General features: G+C 34.2%; 18 protein-coding genes, 5 tRNA genes and 2 pseudogenes. 7 read left to right on the top strand and 18 right to left on the bottom strand.

The window, feature by feature from the left end; translation table 11 throughout:
- Nucleotides 1-40 precede the first annotated feature (40 nt).
- Complete coding sequence (locus CSUIS19072_RS02880; protein ID WP_096030569.1) at nt 41-151, top strand: type I restriction-modification system subunit M N-terminal domain-containing protein; 111 nt, start codon at nt 41-43, stop codon at nt 149-151.
- A 52-nt stretch (nt 152-203) separates the two neighbouring features.
- A pseudogene (locus CSUIS19072_RS02875) lies at nt 204-2,495 on the top strand (type I restriction-modification system subunit M); the annotation flags it as partial.
- 128 nt (nt 2,496-2,623) lie between these two features.
- Here CSUIS19072_RS02875 and CSUIS19072_RS02870 read toward each other — a convergent pair.
- On the bottom strand, nt 2,624-2,785 hold the full coding sequence (locus CSUIS19072_RS02870; RefSeq protein WP_180381014.1) for a hypothetical protein: 162 nt from the start codon (nt 2,783-2,785) through the stop codon (nt 2,624-2,626).
- Nucleotides 2,786-2,825: 40 nt separating this feature from the next.
- On the opposite strand from CSUIS19072_RS02870, the gene CSUIS19072_RS02865 reads away from it, so the two are divergent.
- The 5 genes and pseudogenes from CSUIS19072_RS02865 to CSUIS19072_RS02845 all read left to right on the top strand — a co-directional run bounded on the left by CSUIS19072_RS02865 (nt 2,826) and on the right by CSUIS19072_RS02845 (nt 6,545).
- Nucleotides 2,826-3,023: a hypothetical protein gene (locus CSUIS19072_RS02865; protein WP_141082595.1), complete on the top strand. Its 198-nt coding sequence runs from the start codon at nt 2,826-2,828 to the stop codon at nt 3,021-3,023.
- Nucleotides 3,024-3,098: 75 nt separating this feature from the next.
- Nucleotides 3,099-3,377: a hypothetical protein gene (locus CSUIS19072_RS02860; RefSeq protein ID WP_086237086.1), complete on the top strand. Its 279-nt coding sequence runs from the start codon at nt 3,099-3,101 to the stop codon at nt 3,375-3,377.
- Nucleotides 3,367-3,702 carry a type II toxin-antitoxin system PemK/MazF family toxin gene (locus CSUIS19072_RS02855; protein ID WP_236847920.1) on the top strand — a complete coding sequence of 112 codons (336 nt, stop codon included), beginning with the start codon at nt 3,367-3,369 and terminating at the stop codon, nt 3,700-3,702. The genes CSUIS19072_RS02860 and CSUIS19072_RS02855 overlap by 11 nt, the downstream gene beginning before the upstream one ends.
- A gap of 21 nt (nt 3,703-3,723) precedes the next feature.
- Nucleotides 3,724-5,135, top strand: a pseudogene (locus CSUIS19072_RS02850) (DEAD/DEAH box helicase family protein); the annotation flags it as partial.
- 57 nt (nt 5,136-5,192) lie between these two features.
- On the top strand, nt 5,193-6,545 hold the full coding sequence (locus CSUIS19072_RS02845) for a type I restriction endonuclease subunit R, EcoR124 family (protein ID WP_439099129.1): 1,353 nt from the start codon (nt 5,193-5,195) through the stop codon (nt 6,543-6,545).
- A gap of 298 nt (nt 6,546-6,843) precedes the next feature.
- Here CSUIS19072_RS02845 and CSUIS19072_RS02840 read toward each other — a convergent pair whose 3' ends face one another.
- From CSUIS19072_RS02840 to tig, 17 genes are all read right to left on the bottom strand, one after another.
- Nucleotides 6,844-7,455 (bottom strand): hypothetical protein, encoded by a 612-nt coding sequence (locus CSUIS19072_RS02840; protein ID WP_086237090.1) that lies wholly within the window; start codon nt 7,453-7,455, stop codon nt 6,844-6,846.
- Nucleotides 7,456-7,699: 244 nt separating this feature from the next.
- Nucleotides 7,700-7,885 carry a type I restriction endonuclease subunit R, EcoR124 family gene (locus tag CSUIS19072_RS08520; RefSeq protein WP_141083165.1) on the bottom strand — a complete coding sequence of 62 codons (186 nt, stop codon included), beginning with the start codon at nt 7,883-7,885 and terminating at the stop codon, nt 7,700-7,702.
- Nucleotides 7,886-7,890: 5 nt separating this feature from the next.
- On the bottom strand, nt 7,891-8,130 hold the full coding sequence (locus CSUIS19072_RS02835) for a hypothetical protein (RefSeq protein WP_439099128.1): 240 nt from the start codon (nt 8,128-8,130) through the stop codon (nt 7,891-7,893).
- 276 nt (nt 8,131-8,406) lie between these two features.
- Entirely contained in the window at nt 8,407-9,144 is a 738-nt protein-coding gene (locus CSUIS19072_RS02830; RefSeq protein ID WP_086237092.1) for a carbonic anhydrase, read from the bottom strand.
- A gap of 445 nt (nt 9,145-9,589) precedes the next feature.
- Nucleotides 9,590-9,674 (bottom strand) — tRNA-Leu (locus CSUIS19072_RS02825).
- Between the two features lie 8 nt (nt 9,675-9,682).
- Nucleotides 9,683-9,759: transfer RNA gene (locus CSUIS19072_RS02820), tRNA-Arg, on the bottom strand.
- A 28-nt stretch (nt 9,760-9,787) separates the two neighbouring features.
- A tRNA-Arg gene (locus CSUIS19072_RS02815) sits at nt 9,788-9,864 on the bottom strand.
- Nucleotides 9,865-9,882: 18 nt separating this feature from the next.
- Nucleotides 9,883-9,959: transfer RNA gene (locus CSUIS19072_RS02810), tRNA-His, on the bottom strand.
- 4 nt (nt 9,960-9,963) lie between these two features.
- Nucleotides 9,964-10,041: transfer RNA gene (locus tag CSUIS19072_RS02805), tRNA-Pro, on the bottom strand.
- Nucleotides 10,042-10,147: 106 nt separating this feature from the next.
- Nucleotides 10,148-10,864 carry a TerC family protein gene (locus tag CSUIS19072_RS02800; RefSeq protein ID WP_086237093.1) on the bottom strand — a complete coding sequence of 239 codons (717 nt, stop codon included), beginning with the start codon at nt 10,862-10,864 and terminating at the stop codon, nt 10,148-10,150.
- Entirely contained in the window at nt 10,864-11,442 is a 579-nt protein-coding gene (gene purN, locus CSUIS19072_RS02795; protein ID WP_086237094.1) for a phosphoribosylglycinamide formyltransferase, read from the bottom strand. Before purN ends, CSUIS19072_RS02800 begins: the two co-directional genes overlap by 1 nt.
- A complete protein-coding gene (locus tag CSUIS19072_RS02790; RefSeq protein ID WP_086293394.1) occupies nt 11,433-12,818 on the bottom strand; it encodes an NAD(P)H-hydrate dehydratase in 1,386 nt (461 codons plus the stop codon). Before CSUIS19072_RS02790 ends, purN begins: the two co-directional genes overlap by 10 nt.
- Nucleotides 12,815-14,329 carry a YifB family Mg chelatase-like AAA ATPase gene (locus CSUIS19072_RS02785; RefSeq protein WP_086293392.1) on the bottom strand — a complete coding sequence of 505 codons (1,515 nt, stop codon included), beginning with the start codon at nt 14,327-14,329 and terminating at the stop codon, nt 12,815-12,817. Before CSUIS19072_RS02785 ends, CSUIS19072_RS02790 begins: the two co-directional genes overlap by 4 nt.
- On the bottom strand, nt 14,326-14,844 hold the full coding sequence (gene def / locus CSUIS19072_RS02780; protein WP_086293390.1) for a peptide deformylase: 519 nt from the start codon (nt 14,842-14,844) through the stop codon (nt 14,326-14,328). The genes CSUIS19072_RS02785 and def overlap by 4 nt, the downstream gene beginning before the upstream one ends.
- A gap of 1 nt (nt 14,845) precedes the next feature.
- Nucleotides 14,846-15,901, bottom strand: coding sequence for a GGDEF domain-containing protein (locus CSUIS19072_RS02775; RefSeq protein WP_086293388.1), 1,056 nt, complete (start codon nt 15,899-15,901; stop codon nt 14,846-14,848).
- Between the two features lie 16 nt (nt 15,902-15,917).
- Complete coding sequence (gene clpP / locus CSUIS19072_RS02770; RefSeq protein WP_180381017.1) at nt 15,918-16,502, bottom strand: ATP-dependent Clp endopeptidase proteolytic subunit ClpP; 585 nt, start codon at nt 16,500-16,502, stop codon at nt 15,918-15,920.
- Complete coding sequence (gene tig / locus CSUIS19072_RS02765) at nt 16,499-17,797, bottom strand: trigger factor (RefSeq protein WP_086293384.1); 1,299 nt, start codon at nt 17,795-17,797, stop codon at nt 16,499-16,501. Before tig ends, clpP begins: the two co-directional genes overlap by 4 nt.
- Nucleotides 17,798-17,883: the final 86 nt, after the last annotated feature.

Genomic DNA, 17,883 nt, shown 5'->3' with positions numbered 1-17,883 from the left:
TAATTGTATAATACTCAACTAAAAACTCCAAAGGCTAGCCATGACAAAACAGCAATTAGCAAAAATCATCTGGGAAGGTGCAAATAATCTACGCTCAAAAATGGAAGCTAGTGAGTATAAAGACTATATGCTAGGCTTTATAATTTTATAACTTTCTTTCTCAAAAAGAGCTAGAATATCTCAAAAAACAGCAGTGGAGCGATGATGAGATAAAAGCCTTAAAAGATGATGATGAATACGGACAAGATATTAAAAACACTCTAGGCTATGTTATAAGCTATGAAAATCTTTTTAGCACTTGGGTGGAGCTTGGTAAGGATCTTAAAATCTCAAATGTAATAGACGCCCTAAATTTATTTGAAGATAAAAATATAGCTGAGAATAAAAAAGAGGTTTTTGGCGGTATTTTTGATACTTTGCGTTCAGGCATTATCTCTCTTGGCAAGACAGCCACAGACCAATCCACCGCTATACAAAAGATCATCTCACTCATTAAGCAAATCCCAATCTCAAGCAAAGATGGCTATGATACGCTAGGCTTTGTTTATGAGTATCTTATCTCTATGTTTGCGGCAAATGCTGGTAAAAAAGCTGGTGAATTCTACACACCACACGAAGTATCCCTTCTAATGTCGCAAATCGTAGCCGAGCACCTAAAAAACCGCGATACTATAAAGATTTACGACCCCACATCAGGCTCTGGCTCACTACTTATAAATATAGGCAAAGCCTTTATGGCTCATAACAAAGATAAAAATAGGATAAGCTACTACGCCCAAGAGCTTAGAGTAAATACCTTTAACCTTACTAGAATGAATTTAATAATGCGAGATGTTTTAGCAGATAATATTTTTGTCAAAAATGCAGATACCTTAAAAGATGATTGGCCTGAGATGATAGATAGAAATGGCGAACCATTTAGAATGGATGCGGTAGTAAGCAATCCGCCTTATTCTCAAAAATGGGAAATCATAGATGGCAAAACCGCAGCCGACCCACGCTTTAGCTACGGCGTAGCACCAAAGACTAAGGCTGATTACGCCTTTTTGCTCCACGACCTTTCGCACACGGCAGATGATGGTATTGTAACCATTATCTTACCCCACGGCGTGCTATTTCGTGGTGGCAGCGAAGCTGAAATTCGCAAAAATCTTATCTTAAACAACCACATTGATACCATTATAGGTCTGCCGCCAAATATATTTTACGGCACTGGAATTCCTACTATTATAATGGTTTTAAAACGCAGAAGCGTAGATACTAAAAACGATATTTTATTTATAGATGCAAAAGATGGCTTTGAAAAAGTTGGTAAAAATAACCGCCTAAGACCAAGAGATATTAAAAAAATCACAGATACCATAAAAGAGCGTAAATCTTTACCAGGCTACTCATATTTAGCCCCACTTGATGAGATAAAAGCAAATGAATATAACCTAAATATCCCACGCTACATTAGCCCTATTAATGATGAGATAAGCGATGATCTATACGCTAGTATAAATGGCGGAATTCCAAACTACCAGCTTGAGACTTTAAGTGAGTTTTGGAGCGAATTTAGTGAGCTTAGAAGTGAAGCTTTTAGCTTGATTAATAAAAACTATAGCACACTTAAATTAAGCTCTGATGAGCTAAGAGAGCATAGGGATATAGCTAAATTTAAAGAGCATTACGCTAAGCATTTTACTAGCTTTGAAGGCTTTTTAAAAGAGAATTTGATAGACAATCAGCCTACAAATCCAACCGCCCTTTTAGACCTAGCAAGCATAAAGCTAAAAGAGACTTTTAATGATATTAGGCTTATTGATTATTACGATGCTTTTGGGGTGCTTGATAGCGGTTTTCAAGGGATTTGTGCTGATATAGAGCTTTTAAGCCAAATGGAGAGTAGCGAGAAAATTACTCAGATTATACCGCTTGAGATTATTAGTAATCTTTATTTACAAGATGAGCTAAATGAAATTTCAAATTTAAATAGCAAGCTTAGCAAACTCTCAAGCGATTTTGATGAGATGATAGAGGGGCTAGAGCTTGAGGATAAAGAGCAAATTTTTAGTGATGATAAGCTAGATAGCAAAGCCTTAAAAAGCCTAGCAAGTGATAAAACTAGCGTTTTTTATAAGTTATTTGAAAATAAAGAAAATCAAAAAGCCCTTGATAAAAAGATCAAACAAACCCAAATTGAGCTAGATACAAAAGCCTTAAAAACCCTAGAGAATCTAAATCAAGCAGATACTAAAAAATGTCTAGAAATCAAATGGATAGAGCCTATAATAAAAGGTATTTTAGCCCTATGCGATGATAAAATGGGTGAGTTTATCTCTAAAATTTTAAATCTAAATGAGCGTTATAAAGACACTCTAAAAGACCTTGATAGCAAGATAAAAGCCCTAAGCGATGAGCTTGTAGCTGATATAGAGAATTTAAAGTGCGATAATGAAAACGACCAAGAAGCCTTAAATGAGCTTATGGCACTTTTAAAAGGCTCATTATGAAAAGCCCAAAAATCCGCTTTAAGGAATTTAATAGCGAGTGGAATTCCACAACTTTGGGGGGAGTGTGCGAAACTTTGCCAATAAATGCTTTTTATCAATGCCAAAAAAAATGGGAAATTCCCAGTAATTCAGCAAGGTTTTAAGCCGATAGTTGGATTTTCATCAAATGAAAATTTTTTTAAAGATTTTAATAATGTTTTGTTATTTGGAGACCATACATTATCATTATATAAACCAACAACACCTTTTTTTATAGCTTCTGATGGAATAAAAATTTTAAAATTAATCAATACAAACTCCAATTTTTTTAAAAATTTATTGTTTAAAAATATGCCAAAATCTGAAGGTTATAAAAGACATTTTGGTATTGTAAAAAATATTAAAACTAAAATCCCAACCGACCTAAAAGAGCAAGAGGCAATTGGGGAGTTTTTTAGAAAAATTGATGAGATTTTAGAGCTTAGTCAAAATAGAATTTCAAAGCTTGAAAATATAAAAAAATATCTATTAAATAAAATGTTTGTGTAGAGCAAGTGGCTAAAAAAATAATTTAACTATGGTATAATATCGGTATATTTTATAAGTATATAAAAGGAATATAAAATGACATTAACAAATAAGCAAAAGGTTACTTTTTCGATAGATAGCGAGGTTATCGCTATCTTAAAAGAGCTACAAACAACTTACTCTTTTAAATCTATGTCGGCAGTCGTCGATGAAGCGGTAAAAAGCTATAAACGACAAAAGAAGCTAGAAAGATGGAAAAATGGCTATGATATAGCCCAAAATGATAGCCAAATACTCTCTAATGAGCTAGATTTGGCAGAAAGTGGGGATTTGGTTTATTATATCGCAAGGCGAAATTTGGCTTGTGGATTTTGAACCTCAAGTTGGCAGTGAAATAGCGAAACTTCGCCCAGCTGTAGTTATCAATAATGACTTAGGCAAAAACTATGACATAAAAATCATACTTCCAATTACTACATATCAAGATAAATTTAAAGATATCCCATTTTTTTATAAATTAAAAGAGTATAAAAAACTAGGGCTTGAGAATGTATCGGCGATAAATTGCTTTCAAATAAAATCATTTTCAAGCCAAAGATTTAAGCAAAGGCTAGGCAAGATAGATGAAAAGACGCTTTTTGAAATTCATCAAATTTTTGTAGAAATTTTAAATCCTTTTTATAGATTAAAAATAGAGTAAAAAGAGATTTTAGAGGATTAAATGTTTAATAAAGAAAAAGATTTTCAAAACGCCTTAACTGAGCTACTAACCACCAAAAAGGGTTGGCTAGATGGAGTGCTAAAGTATCCAAGCCAAAATGATCTTATAGCAAACTGGAAAAATGTGCTAGAGCATATAAATCAAAATAAGCTAAATGGTCGCAAAATCAGCGATAATGAAATGGATAAAATCCTAAATCAACTAAGAGATCTAAAAACCCCAAATGATATAAATAAATTTATAAATGGCAAAGAGATAAGCATAATGGGCGATGATGGTTTGCCATTGGTGCTATTTAACTACGATAGAAATAGCATAGGTCAAGGCAAAAGCGTGTATCAAATAGCTATTGAACCTAAATTTGATAAAACTAGCAATCTAGGACTAGCTGGTAGGGGCGATATGTGCCTACTCATAAATGGAATGCCACTAATCCACATAGAGCTAAAAAGAAGTGGCGTGCCAGTAAGAGAGGCTTGTAATCAGATAGAAAAATATAGCAAGAGAGGGTATTTTACTGGGATTTTTAGCCTTATTCAAATTTTTGTAGCTATGAATCCTGATGAGGCTCTATACTTTGCTAATCCTGGTAAAGATGGCAAATTTAATGATAAATTCTTTTTTAACTGGGCTAATTTTGATAATACACCGGTAAATCGCTGGGATAAGTTCGCTGGGGAGTTTCTAAACATACCAAAAGCTCACGAGCTAGTGGGATTTTACACCATAGCAGATAGAAGTGATGGAGTGCTAAAAGTGATGCGTAGCTATCAATACTACGCAAGTAGTGCGATACGAAATATTGTAAGCAAAGCACAATGGGGTAATATCCGTGGCGGCTATGTATGGCATACCACAGGCTCAGGGAAAACTATGACTAGCTTTAAATCAGCTCAACTCATAAGCGAGCATAAATTAGCTGATAAGGTGGTATTTTTGGTAGATAGAATAGAGCTTGAAATTCAATCAAGCTTGAATTATAAGAGCTTTTGCCTTGATGATGACGATATAATAGATACTAAAAGTTGCGATGACCTTATCAAAAAATTAGCAGATGATGAAAATACTCTAATCATCACCTCAATCCAAAAAATGGGAAAAATAGATGATGAAATCATAGCGGCTAAAAAAAGGGAATTTGATAAAATCGCTAAAAAACGAATGGTAATCATCATAGATGAAGCGCACCGCTCGACTTTTGGGGAGAATATCAAAAGGATAAGGGATAATTTAAAAAAGCTATTTTATTTGGTTTTACAGGCACACCAATCCACAACGAAAACGCAAAAGATAATATCACAACTAGCGATATTTTTGGCGATGAGATACATAGGTATAATATCAGCGATGGGATAAGAGATGGCAATGTTTTGGGCTTTGATATCACAGCTATAAAAACCTATAAAGATAGCGATATAAAAGAAAAAATCGCCCTAAAAAAGGGAAATGCTAAAAGCATAGATGAGGCTATGAGTGAGCCTAAAAAGCAAAAAATATATGATGAGTATATGGCAAAGCCTATGAGTGAGCTAGAAAAGATAGCTGATAGTATCTTTGATAATCAAAAGCATAAAAGGCTAGTAGTAAGGGATATAAAAGATAGATTTACTAGCGTAAGTAGAGCTAGGCACTATCATGCTATATTTACTACTAGGAGCATAGAAGATGCGATTATATACTACAAGCTTTTTAAAGAAATCACCCCTGAGCTAAAGGTAGCTGGGCTGTTTGATCCTAGTATCGATAACTCTAGCTTAAAGGCATTTGATAAAGAAGCTGGAATTTTAGAAATGCTACAAGATTATAACACTACATTTAATAAAAGCTTTACTATGCAAAATTATAAAAGCTATAAAGCCGATATAAGCGCAAGACTAGCACATAAAGATGCATATAAAAATATAGCCGAAAATCAAAAGCTAGATATTTTAATAGTAGTAGATATGATGCTTACAGGATATGACTCAAAGTGGGTAAATACTATTTTCATCGATAGGCTTATGGAGTATGAAAAAATCATTCAAAGCTTTTCGCGGACAAATAGGGTTTTTGATGCGTATAAGCTCTTTGGCAATGTGTTTTACTACTACAAAACAAATACAATGAAAGAAAATATAGACAAAGCGTTTAAACTCTATGGCGATAGCAATATCAAAGGGCTTTTTGTAGATAAGATAAAAGATAATTTACAAAATTTAAATAAAGCCTTTGATGAGATCTGCTCTGTGTTTAGTAATGCTGGGATAAGCGATTTTTCATCTTTGCCTAGCGATGATGAGAGTATAGCTAAATTTGCAAAAGCTATGAAAATGCTAGAGAGATATAAAAACTCAGCCGAACTGCAAGGATTTAGACTAGATGATGTAAAAAATGGAGTATATGAGTGCCAAAATGTAGAAGTAAGGCTAAATAATGAAATTTACGCTAAATTAATAGCTAGATATAATGATATAGTAAAAATGCAAAGCAATAGAAGTGGGGATAAAGAAATTTTTGAAATCGACCCACATTTAAGCGAAGGCGCGATAATAAAAATAGATATAGACTACATAAACACGCATTTTAAAAAGCTTTTAAAAGCCTTAGGCGATGGCGATATTGTAACTATAGAGAATATAAAAAATGATATTCATAGCTCATTTGGAATTCTAAGCGAGGGGGATCAAGAATTTGCTAGAATGATCTTAGTCGATCTAGAAAATGCTAAGATAAAAGATAGCGAGTTAAGCTTTAATGAGCTACTTTATAGCTATAAAAATCAAGATAGAGATAATCATATAAAAAGATATGCGATGGGCTTGGGATTGATGAAAACGCCATAAAAAGGCTAATAAATGAGCGCAGAGATGAAAATAATCTAAATCAACATAATGACTTTGAAAATATAATGGATAAGATGGATTTAGACAAAGCTAAAGCATTTTTAAAAGAGCGTGGCGAAGATATAAAATCTCTAAGAGATATAAAACCAAAATCCAAAAATATAGTAAAAAATTTGATTTTAAACTACTAAAAAATAAAAGCGAATTAGGCGGGTTTATAGCAAATTTATTGACTTTTGTAAAAAACTTTTAGTATAATGTCGCTTGATTTCGGGGGGGATGCTTTTCCCCCATTTGCTTAAATTTTTATAAAACTTTGTAATATATCATCTAAATATTGAGTAATCATATCTGGCTTAATACTAAAATAGAAAAATTTTTCTTTGCTAAAATCTACCCTAACGGACAATCTAGGAGCCCCAGATACTCTTATTTTTAGCAAATTCTCAAAATGAAAAGCCCTATTTCTAATGCTTTTTATAAGTAGCAATATCCCATAAGCCTTTTGGTAGTTGTTTAGCGGGGTTTTATTTAATCTCTCTTTATTTTTATCATAATATTTTTTAAAAGAAAAACTATCTAAAAACTCTTTATCAAACGCACAGCTATGAATTTTATAGTGCTCTACCACTCTTATCCAAAATCCAAAAGTCTGCCTAGAGACTAAAATATCGCGGTCTTGTATCTTACTTTCGTTATCTAGCTTAATATGATTTGGCAAATTAAACATCCAATTTTTGTTTAATTCGCACATTTTTCTATTAATTTTATTTCTAATAATAATCTCAATTCTAGCTAGTTTAGAGGCTATTTTGTCTATCATTTCAAAGTTAGCTTCATGCTCATAAATACTATTATAGCTATCTATACGAGCCTTAGAGTATAGCTCTATATATTTTTCTCTATCCATTTTATTGCTTTTAAATTTTTTGAAATTCTATATTTTTAAAATCAAAATTTATAAAAATTAGCTAGTTATACGCCTTATATAAATTTATTATAAAATCACTTGATAAGATTTATTAGGTATCCCTTTGCTAATTTTTGCGTATATACTTTAGCATAAAAACAACTTTAATTTTAATCTCAATAGCTTAAAATCAAATCTTTAACGATTTTCTCATCTTTAGCTCAATATCTCTTTAAGAGTTTTTCTATATACCTAATCCAAAATATTTATCAAAGAATTTTAGCACTTTTTCAATTATTGCTTGTTTTCTTTCATTTCTATTATCGCCGTTAAATCTACCCATAGGTGGTAGTATTTTTTCTATGTCTGTTCCTATTGTTTTGACCTGTCCACCTCTAAAAGAGTTATCTAAAAACTTTTTTGTCTCAATTTCATTTAAATTTTCATCATCTTTTGCTTTTTTACCACATTACAAAATAACTCTGATGGGAGAATAAAAAACCCTTTTTCTTTTACAAGATTATCCATTTCAAGCTTGGCATCGCTATCTTTTAATTTAGCATAATCAAAAGTAGTATCTCCTGCTTTTCTCTCTCCTTCATTTATATAATTTGTTATATTTTCTGATATATATCTATAAAACATAATGCCTAATACATACTGCTTAAATCCCATCCATCAACTGAACCCCTTAAATCATCTGCGATAGACCATATCGCTTTATGTATCTCTTCTCTTTTGTGGTTGCTTGCCATTTTGATTGCCTTTAAATTTGATTTTTAATAGCATTTTTTTATTATATATTTTCATTAATTAAATTACAATATTTTAATATAATTTTACTATAAATAAATACAAATTTAATCAAAATATTTACTAATCTTGCCACTTAAGATGCTAACACATCTTAAAAGTGGCTTAAAAGTAACTTAGAAGTGGTTTGCGAATTTATTATTTAGATATTTCTATGATTTTGCGACCATTTATAGCTTGGGTTGGGCGGTTGTTTTGACCTATTATATCGGTAAAAAATTTAATCTGCTCATCTGAAGCAAAGGCGTTATCTTTGTTTATTAGCCAGATCACCCCTTCAGAACATGGCGGCGTAGTGAGTGAGCCATCAAGCTTGATATAGCTTTGAAGATTTTTAACCAGGTCGCTTATAGCTAAATTCGCTAGTTTTTTAGACTCTCCAGCCTTGATGGGCGACCAAATCTGTTTAATCACAGGATTTTCATCTCCTTTATCAAACATAATGGCTAATACTAAAAGCTCTCCATCGCTAGCCTTATGAACTAAATGAGCCACCATAGGATAGTGTTTTTTATTAAAAGTATATTCTGATGGAGTGTGAAAGTGTATCTGTAAAAGCTCAAATTTTTTATTTTGAAATGTTATGGTGCTACCTGGATTGAAATTCACTTGTAAAGTGTGTCCGTTATTGATAAGCTCTTTTGGGTTATTTTTATAGTCAAATATAGGTTTTTGTAGCGTAGATTTGGTAGTTTGAGTAATATCAATCGGCGATTGATTTTTCCCATATTTACAAGCGTGAAATTCATCCGCTAACTCTCCCCAATGCTCTGGCGATCCATCACCGCTATAACCCCAATGTGGCGTATAGTTATGAGTGTTAGAAGCGCTAGCACTAACCAAAAAACCAAAAAACAAAATAGCGAAAAATCTCATAATTTCTCCTTAGGCAAAAAACCAAATTAATATAATTTAAGTTAATTATATAATTAAGGTTATTTCATGAAAATGTCAGTAATTATACTTGTATTAATCATAAATTATTCTTAATATTCCCATTTTTATGCGTGGCAAATTTAATTGATTTGAATTTGGCTTAATCTAGCATAAATTTGCTATTTTGCGTATTTTGATTTTATCGCTATTGAAAGCTTTGAGTGGATTTTAAACTAAATTTAAAATGATTTTTGGAAAGAATTAGAAATTTGAGAATTTATATCTAATTATTAGCTTTTAGCCTTGTGGTAGGAGCGTGATAGCTTTTAGTTAGCTAAATTTATATAGATAAGGGTGAAAATAATATCAAATGGAAGCTAAAATTAATGCTAAAGTGCGTTTTAATGAGTTTTAATAATTTGTGAAAGCTTAAGAAAAAGGGGAATGGTGCGGACGAGAGGACTTGAACCTCCACACCGTAAGGCACCAGATCCTAAGTCTGGCGTGTCTGCCAATTTCACCACGTCCGCAGAATAAATGGTACGCCCAAGAGGATTCGAACCTCTGGCCTACGGCTTAGAAGGCCGTTGCTCTATCCAGCTGAGCTATGAGCGCATAAGAAACTCAGCTCTTATATTCAAAGTGGTGCGCCAGGTAGGACTCGAACCCACAACCTACAGATCCGAAGTCTGTCGCTCTATCCAATTGAGCTACAAGCGCGATCTTGCCACACATAAATGGGGTGAGTGATGGGAATCGAACCCACGACCCTCAGGACCACAATCTGATGCTCTAACCGACTGAGCTACACTCACCACATGGTCGGGGTGAAAGGATTCGAACCTTCGGCCCCTTGGTCCCAAACCAAGTGCGCTAACCAGACTGCGCTACACCCCGAAGTATAGTCTCGCTACTTCAAATAAAGAGCTGAAATTATATAAAAAAAACAACTATTTGTCAATTAAAGTTGGCTTAAATTTAATAAAATTTAAAAATTTATAATTTAACCATTTTGCTTTTTTCTGCTATATAGATTAATCATCTCTACAACCAAAGAAAAAGCCATAGCAAAATATATATACCCTTTTGGTATATGAAATTCCAATCCCTCTGCTACTAATGCTATGCCAATTAAAATTAAAAAAGCAAGCGCTAAGACTTTGATTGTTGGATTTGATTCAACAAATCTACTAATAGCCCCACTAGCTAGTAGCATTACTCCAACCGCTAAAATCACCGCTAAAATCATAATCTCTATATGATCTGCCATGCCAACAGCGGTAATTACGCTATCAAGTGAAAATACAATATCAAGTATAGCAATCTGCGTAATAACCATCATAAATCCAGCTCCAGCCTTGCTACTAGCCATCTCTTGCTCCTCCCCTATCGTGTGAGAGTGTAGCTCAAGCGTGGATTTTGCTATCAAAAATAGCCCACCAGCGATCAAGACAATATCCCTTCCAGAGATCTCTTGCCCCATTAGAGCAAAAAGTGGGGTTGTCAGCTTCATAATCCAAAAAAGACTCAAAAGCAATAAAATTCTAGTTATCATAGCAAGTCCAAGCCCTGCTATCCTTGCTTTATCTCTTTGATAAGCCGGAAGCTTGCCACATAAAATAGCTATAAAAATGATATTATCAATCCCTAAAACTATCTCAAGTGCAGTTAGCGTCATCAGGCTAATCCAAGCTTCAGGCATATAGATCCACTCAAGCATTATTTTCCTTTAGCTAAAATTTCAATAATTGTCTTTGGTAAAAGCTTATGCTCGATTTTATGAATTTTCTCCTCCCACTCTTTTAGGCTTTTATGCTTTCTAGCAAAGCTCTTTTGAGCTATTATCTCTCCAGAATCTAGCTGAGAACTTACCCAATGCACACTCACGCCGCCTATTTTCATATCGCTATTATAACTCTCATTAATCGCATTAGCACCCTTAAATAGTGGCAATATGCTTGGATGGAGATTAATAGCTTTGATATTATCTGTAAATACAGGAGTTAAAATTCGCATAAATCCAGCCAAAACGCTCAAATCAATATCGTGTTTTTTGATCTCATCTACTAATGCTTGGTCAAATTCCTCTCTACTATCATAATCTCTATGATTAATCACAATGGTCTCAAGACCAAATTTTTTAGCCCTTTTAATCCCTTTGGCATTTGGGTTATTACAGATTAATAGCGCTACTTTAATCTTAACTCCATTAAAAATCTTATTGTGAATTTTTTCTAAAATGGCTTGGAGATTTGAGCCACTTCCACTAAATAAAACTGCGATATTCTTTACAACCATGCTAATCCTTCTATAATATCATTTGGGGTAAAACTATAATCATTCCCTTTATAAATTTGAGCTGATTTTTGATGAGCTAAAACCCCATTTATAGCTGATTTAAGTGGGGTAAAGTGATTAGCTAAATATGCTAAAATAATTCCAGATAACGCATCCCCGCTGCCACCGACAGCTAGCTTAGAGCTACCTTGGGAGGCTACATATAATACCCCTTTTTGAGCGATTATCACATTAGCGCCTTTTAATACCAAAGTAGATGGGAATTTGATGCTAAATTCTCTAGCTAACTCAAAGCGGTTATTTTGAATTTCATCTACGCTAAATTCACCCATACCGCATATTTTCATCAGTGAGCTAAACTCCTTTGGATGTGGCGTCAAAATAGCTAACTCACTCATAGCAAAATCCTCCACCCATGAGTGATAAAAGGCATCCGCATCCACTACGCATAATTTTTTGGCGCAAACTTTATAATCAAACTTAGCCCCACCAAGCCCCATACCAAAGCCGATAATATCAGCATTATCAAAGCTAGTTTTAAGCATAATTTGCGGATCTAAATTTAGATTATTTTGGCTTAAATTTACCACGCTTACCCTACCAGCGCCCATATTTAAAGCTGAATTTGCTACTATCTTTGCAGCGCCACTCATATCACCACAAGCGATAAAAACATGTCCAAAATCGCCTTTACTCACATTTTCTAAATTTCTATTAGGCAGTTCTAAATCATCTAAAAGCACGAGATAATCACTATCTCCATAGCTGAATTTCTCATCATTTATACCTAAATTTGCTTGAATTATCTCACCTACAAAATCCTTAGCCCTATCAGCATAAAGCCCAAGTTTTAAAACCCCCATACAAATACTAAAATCAGCCTTAAAAATCTCACCCAAAGCACCCATCTCACCTACACCACTAGGGATATCGACAGCGATTTTAAGAGCATTTAGGCTATTTAGTTTTTTAATTACATCAGCGATTTTTGGCTCCATTTCGCCTTTAAACCCACTACCAAAAATTCCATCTATAACACAATCAAATTCACCCAAATCACAAGACAAATCTGTGATTTTAACTCCTACATTTTTAGCGATATTTAGTTGAATTTTGACATTTTGATTAAAATTGCTTGTAAGAAAAATAATACTACAATCATACTCCCCACTAAGCATTCTAAGGGCGGCTATAGCGTCACTTGCGTTATTTCCTTTACCGCAAATTGCTAAGATTTTGCTACCCAATTTCACCCTTTGACGCACCGCATCAGCCACAGCCCTAGCGGCATTTTCTTGTAATACTAACTCGCTTATACCTAGATTATCCACAGCATTTTTATCGAATTTAGATGAGTTTGTATAGAGCCTTTTCATTTTTTCATCCTGTAGCTTAAACTCTCCATTATATCAGCTTTTGATATGATCTCACAATCTTTTAAATCCGCTATTGTCCTAGCGACTTTAAGGGTTTTATTTATCCCTCTTTGACTAAGATTATAGCTAGAAATTGCCCTATTTAGAGTCTCTTTAGCTTCGTTATCCAAAATGCAAAATTTCGTTATATCACCATCGCATAATTTGCCATTTAGCTCACTTTGACCCCGTTTAATCTGATTTGTAAAGGCCTTTAAAACCATATCGCTCATCTGCTTTGAACTTAGCGTAGCTTCATCAAATTCGCTAATCTCACCCATCGCACAATATAAATCTATACGATCCAAAATCGGCCCAGATATGGTATTTTGGTATTTTGCTATCTCTTTATCACTACAAATACAAGTGGCATTTTTGCTAAATAAATTACCGCAAGGGCATGGATTCATCGCAGCAACAAATAGAAATTTAGTATCATAACTAACTTTGGAATTTACCCTTGAGATATTGATTTTATAATCTTCTAATGGCTCTCTAAGGCTCTCTAAAATTTGCTTACCGAAGTGTGGAAACTCATCAAAAAACAGCACTCCGCCATTAGCCAAAGCCACCTCACCTATCTTCGCAGCAGTGCTACCACCACCAAAAATAGAGCTTCTAGTGCTTGTGTGATGCGGACTTCTAAAAGCTCTAACCGCACTAAAATCACTATTATTTGAATTCAAAGATTCATAAGCACTAGCTAGCAATATCTCTTCTAAGCTTTGTGGCGGCATGATATAGGGCAACCGCTTTGCGCTCATGCTTTTACCACATCCGGGGCTACCTTCAAATAAAATATTATGCATACCAGATGCAGCGATAATGCTAGCTCTTTTGGCTCTCTCTTGGCCTTTGATATCTATAAAATCAAGAGTATAATTTAAATTTGGGACAAATTTGCGCCCGCAAATCTCTATAACATTATCAAAAATCGGATGAGTGGCACTCACTTTAGCACTAGCCTTAATCTCATCATTTAAGAAAAAATCTCTAGCTTGGCTTAAATTCTCAACAGCATAAACTTCAAAATTAGGTATCATAGCTGCTTTTAGAGCGATATCTTTTGGGACTAAAATTTTGGCAGATTCAACACTCGTGCTAAGAAACAATAAAATCGAAAAGAGCTCAGCCGAGCTTCTAAGCTTTCCATCTAATCCAAGCTCTCCAAATACAAAATAATCGCTATCAAATTTCTCTTTTTGTAATAAAATCAAAAGAGCAATAGCCAAATCAAAATGTGAGCCATCTTTTTTGACATCGCTTGGACTTAAATTTATGATAACTTTCAAGGCTGGAAGGGCAAAATCTCTAAGAGCTAAAATTGCGGATTTAACCCTAGTAGCCGACTCTTTGATAGTAGCACTAGCAAGGCCTACTATCTCAAATCCAGGCAAGGCTCTAATAAAGGTTGATTCTATATCGATTATATGTAATTTACTGCTTAGAGATGCTGATTTTAGGGATTTCATAGCGGTTTGCGTTTTGACTTTTTCTTATACTCTTTGTCAAATTTTTTACGCTTATTAAAGCCTATTTTTTCTATAAATAGATGGCCATCTAGGTGATCATTTTCGTGTTGTAATGCCACGGCTAATAATCCATCGGCTTCGATCGTGTGGGGATTGCCAAATCTATCTTGATATTCTACCACCACGCTAGCAGCCCTTTTGACCTCTTCATAATACCCCGGCACACTCAAACAACCCTCTTTATAGAGTTGTTCGCCATCTTTTTTGATAAATTTAGGATTGATTATCTCTAATAAATCAGCTTTGTCTTGAATATCATTGTCATTTACTAAATTTATTATCAAAGCTCTAATTGGCCTACCAACTTGTATCGCAGCTAGGCCGATCCCGCTTTTAGCGATCATTGTTTCATACATATCATCCAAAAACTCACCAAGCTCAATATCAAATTTATCCACCTCAACACTACGCTCAAAAAGCCTTTTGTCAGGATACTCCAAAATTTCTAAAACCACGCTACACCTCTACACTCTCAAATAGTTTAATGCCTTTTGCGCTTTTTGGCAACGCATCTAAAAGAGATGATAAAATCTCTTCTATACTGCTATCTGGATTGATAGCGCCAACAGCGATTTCTATATTCATATCTAGCTCATCTTCGCCCATAAAAAATGTAGTTTGGTATAATAGCTCCGCTACCCTTTGAGCGGCTTTTTTGGCACTTTCTAGATCTGTATGCTTCATCACCATAGCAAAGCACCCATCACCATAGTGTGCGACGATATCGCTTCGGCGTGAAGTTTTAAGTAGAATTTTGGCTATGTTTCTTAAAATTCCATTTTTGTCTTTTAGACTTGGAATGTTATTTAAGACTACATCTTTGACACGAATTAGCATAATGCTAACATTATATTTATATCGTTTGACATCGTTAAACTCATCGTGAAGAATCTTTAATAGATATTTTTTGTTATAGACTTCAAATTTAGGGTCATAAATAGAGTTATCTTCTACATTTTTAAATATCTTATCAACCTCTTCATAACTAGTTTTGATAGCGTTTATATGGCGTTCCATCAAGACATTTAGCTTCTCAAGCTCTAGCCCAAAAGCTTTTATACTTCCTTGAACTTCAAGCGGATTTGCATTTGAGTTCATCTCATTTAAACGCTTTTTAGCTATGCCTTTCATAATTCCTAAATTTTTGTATATCAGCGATATTACTTGCATCATAGAGCGGATTTGAGCAAAGCCGGTTTTGATATCTTTTTCTATCATGACTTGGTGGTCTAGCTTATCTTCTTTGCTAAAATCCAATAGCTCCAAAACTTTCTTTTGAAAATTCGCAGGCTTGCCTTCTAAAAGCTTTCTAAAATATATATCAAAATTATCCGGTGTTGGCTGGATATTCTCAGTAATCAACTGCTTTAAGACAGCGGATGAAAATTTATTTAAATCCACATTTTCGCTATCTGGAGTAGCCTCTGCACTAGCTGTCAAGGTCTCAACTGGCGCTATACTGGGTTGCTTTGTAACTGTTTTTGTACTTTTGTCTTCATCTAATGTAACCATCACAACACCTTAAATTCTATTTAAAACTTTTTGTCAAAATCGTATCTACAATACCATATTCTACCGCTTCACTAGCACTCATAAAACAATCTCTATCTGTGTCTTTGATAATTTTAGATAGCTTTTGGCCTGTATTTTTAGCTAGGATAGTGTTTAAATTCTCTTTGATTCTTAAAATTTCTTTAGTCCTAATCTCCATATCTGTGGCCTGACCTTGTGCTCCGCCTAAGGGTTGATGGATCATAACTCTAGCATTTGGCAAGATATATCTCTTGCCTTTTGTGCCACTACTAAGCAAAAATGACCCCATACTAGCAGCTTGACCGATACAGATGGTACAGACATCAGGCTTGATATAGTTCATCGTATCATATATACTCATTCCGCTAGTTACCACGCCGCCTGGGCTATTGATATATAGATATATATCTTTATCTGGATCTTGCGCTTCTAAAAATAGAAGTTGAGCCACGATCGCACTAGCCATGCGATCTTCTATCTCATCAGTTAGCATAACGATACGATCCTTAAGCAAACGAGAGTATATATCGTAGCTTCTTTCGCCTTTGCCGTCATTTTCTATTACATAAGGTATCATTATTTGCTCTCATCTTTTTTGTTAAATAGATCTGAGAATAGTTTTTCTTCTATTAGAGTCATTTTAACAGCTGGGATCATGCCTTGTTTTTTGTAAGTTTCTAAATGCTCTTTTGGATCAGCGCCATATCTATAAGCTTCAAAATATATTGTTTGTAAAATTTCATTATCAGCTACTGTGATATTGCGTAATTTGGCTAATTCATCGATAATAAAGGTCAATTTAACGCTTTTTAGAGCATCATCTCTGTATTTTGCTCTTTGTGCTTCTAGTGCTTTTGGATCTTCTTGGAATTGTTTGCGTTCTTCATCGCTAAAACTCATCCAGTTATTTCTAAATTGCATATCGATCTCTTGTTCTACTATGTTATTTGGTAAATCAAAGTTGAATTTTTCCACAGCAGCTTGAGCGAATTTAGGTTTTAGCTCTTCAATTACTAATTTTGACATTTTTTCTGCTTTGATCTGATCGCTTATGCGATTTTCTAGCATCTCTTTTGTTGGGTTCTCTTCATTTGGTAGAATTTTTTTAAGAGTTTCTTCATCTAATTTAAGTGGCTCTTTGCCTTGAATTTCGTGTAATTTGACCTTAAATACAGCCGCTTTGCCTGCTAAATGAGCTGCGCCATACTCGGCTGGAAAAGTAACATTAATATCTCTTTCTTCACCAATTTTAAGCCCTATCATACCATCTTCAAATCCTGGGATAAACTGACCGCTACCAATTTCAAGTAGATACCCCTCAGCCTTACCACCTTCAAAAGCCTCACCATCAACAAAGCCCTCAAAATCAAATTTCGCAAAGTCACCCTTTTCTAAGCTATCTTTTTCTACCTTTTTAAGTGGGGCTAGCATATTTAAAATTTCATTGATTTTGGCATCTATTTCGCTCTTTTGTGCTTGTGGCTCTTCGAAATTTGGGATTATGCTTTCATATCCATTTAGATCTACGCTTGGGTGAAATGAAATTTCAACCTCAACATCTATATTACCATCTTTATCATCAAATTTAATCACTCTTGGCTCTGAAATTATATCTGAGTTTGCTTTCTCAACTTGCTTTACAGATTCATTTATAAAATCTCTATAAAGCTCACCACGAGCGTCATTTTCTAGATCTTTGCCATATCTTTTGATAACTTCAGCTACTGGGACTTTACCAGGGCGAAATCCGTCAATTTTCACATTTTTAGCCGCTTTTCGTGCTAATTTTTCTACTTTTTGTTTTATCTCATCTGCTTTTAGAGTTGTTGTCGCAGTAGCATTTACTGAATTTGTAAGTTTAGCATTAACTTCCATTATTTTCCTTTTGACAAAAATTTGGGGCATAATATAGCAAAATTTTGCTTTATTTAAGTATAAATTATCAAATTTATTTGCACTCA

Source organism: Campylobacter sp. RM19072, assembly GCF_024723485.1.
Classification (GTDB): domain Bacteria; phylum Campylobacterota; class Campylobacteria; order Campylobacterales; family Campylobacteraceae; genus Campylobacter; species Campylobacter porcelli.
The sequence above is the reverse complement of the archived record's forward strand: the minus strand, read 5'-3'. Positions and strand labels throughout refer to the sequence as shown.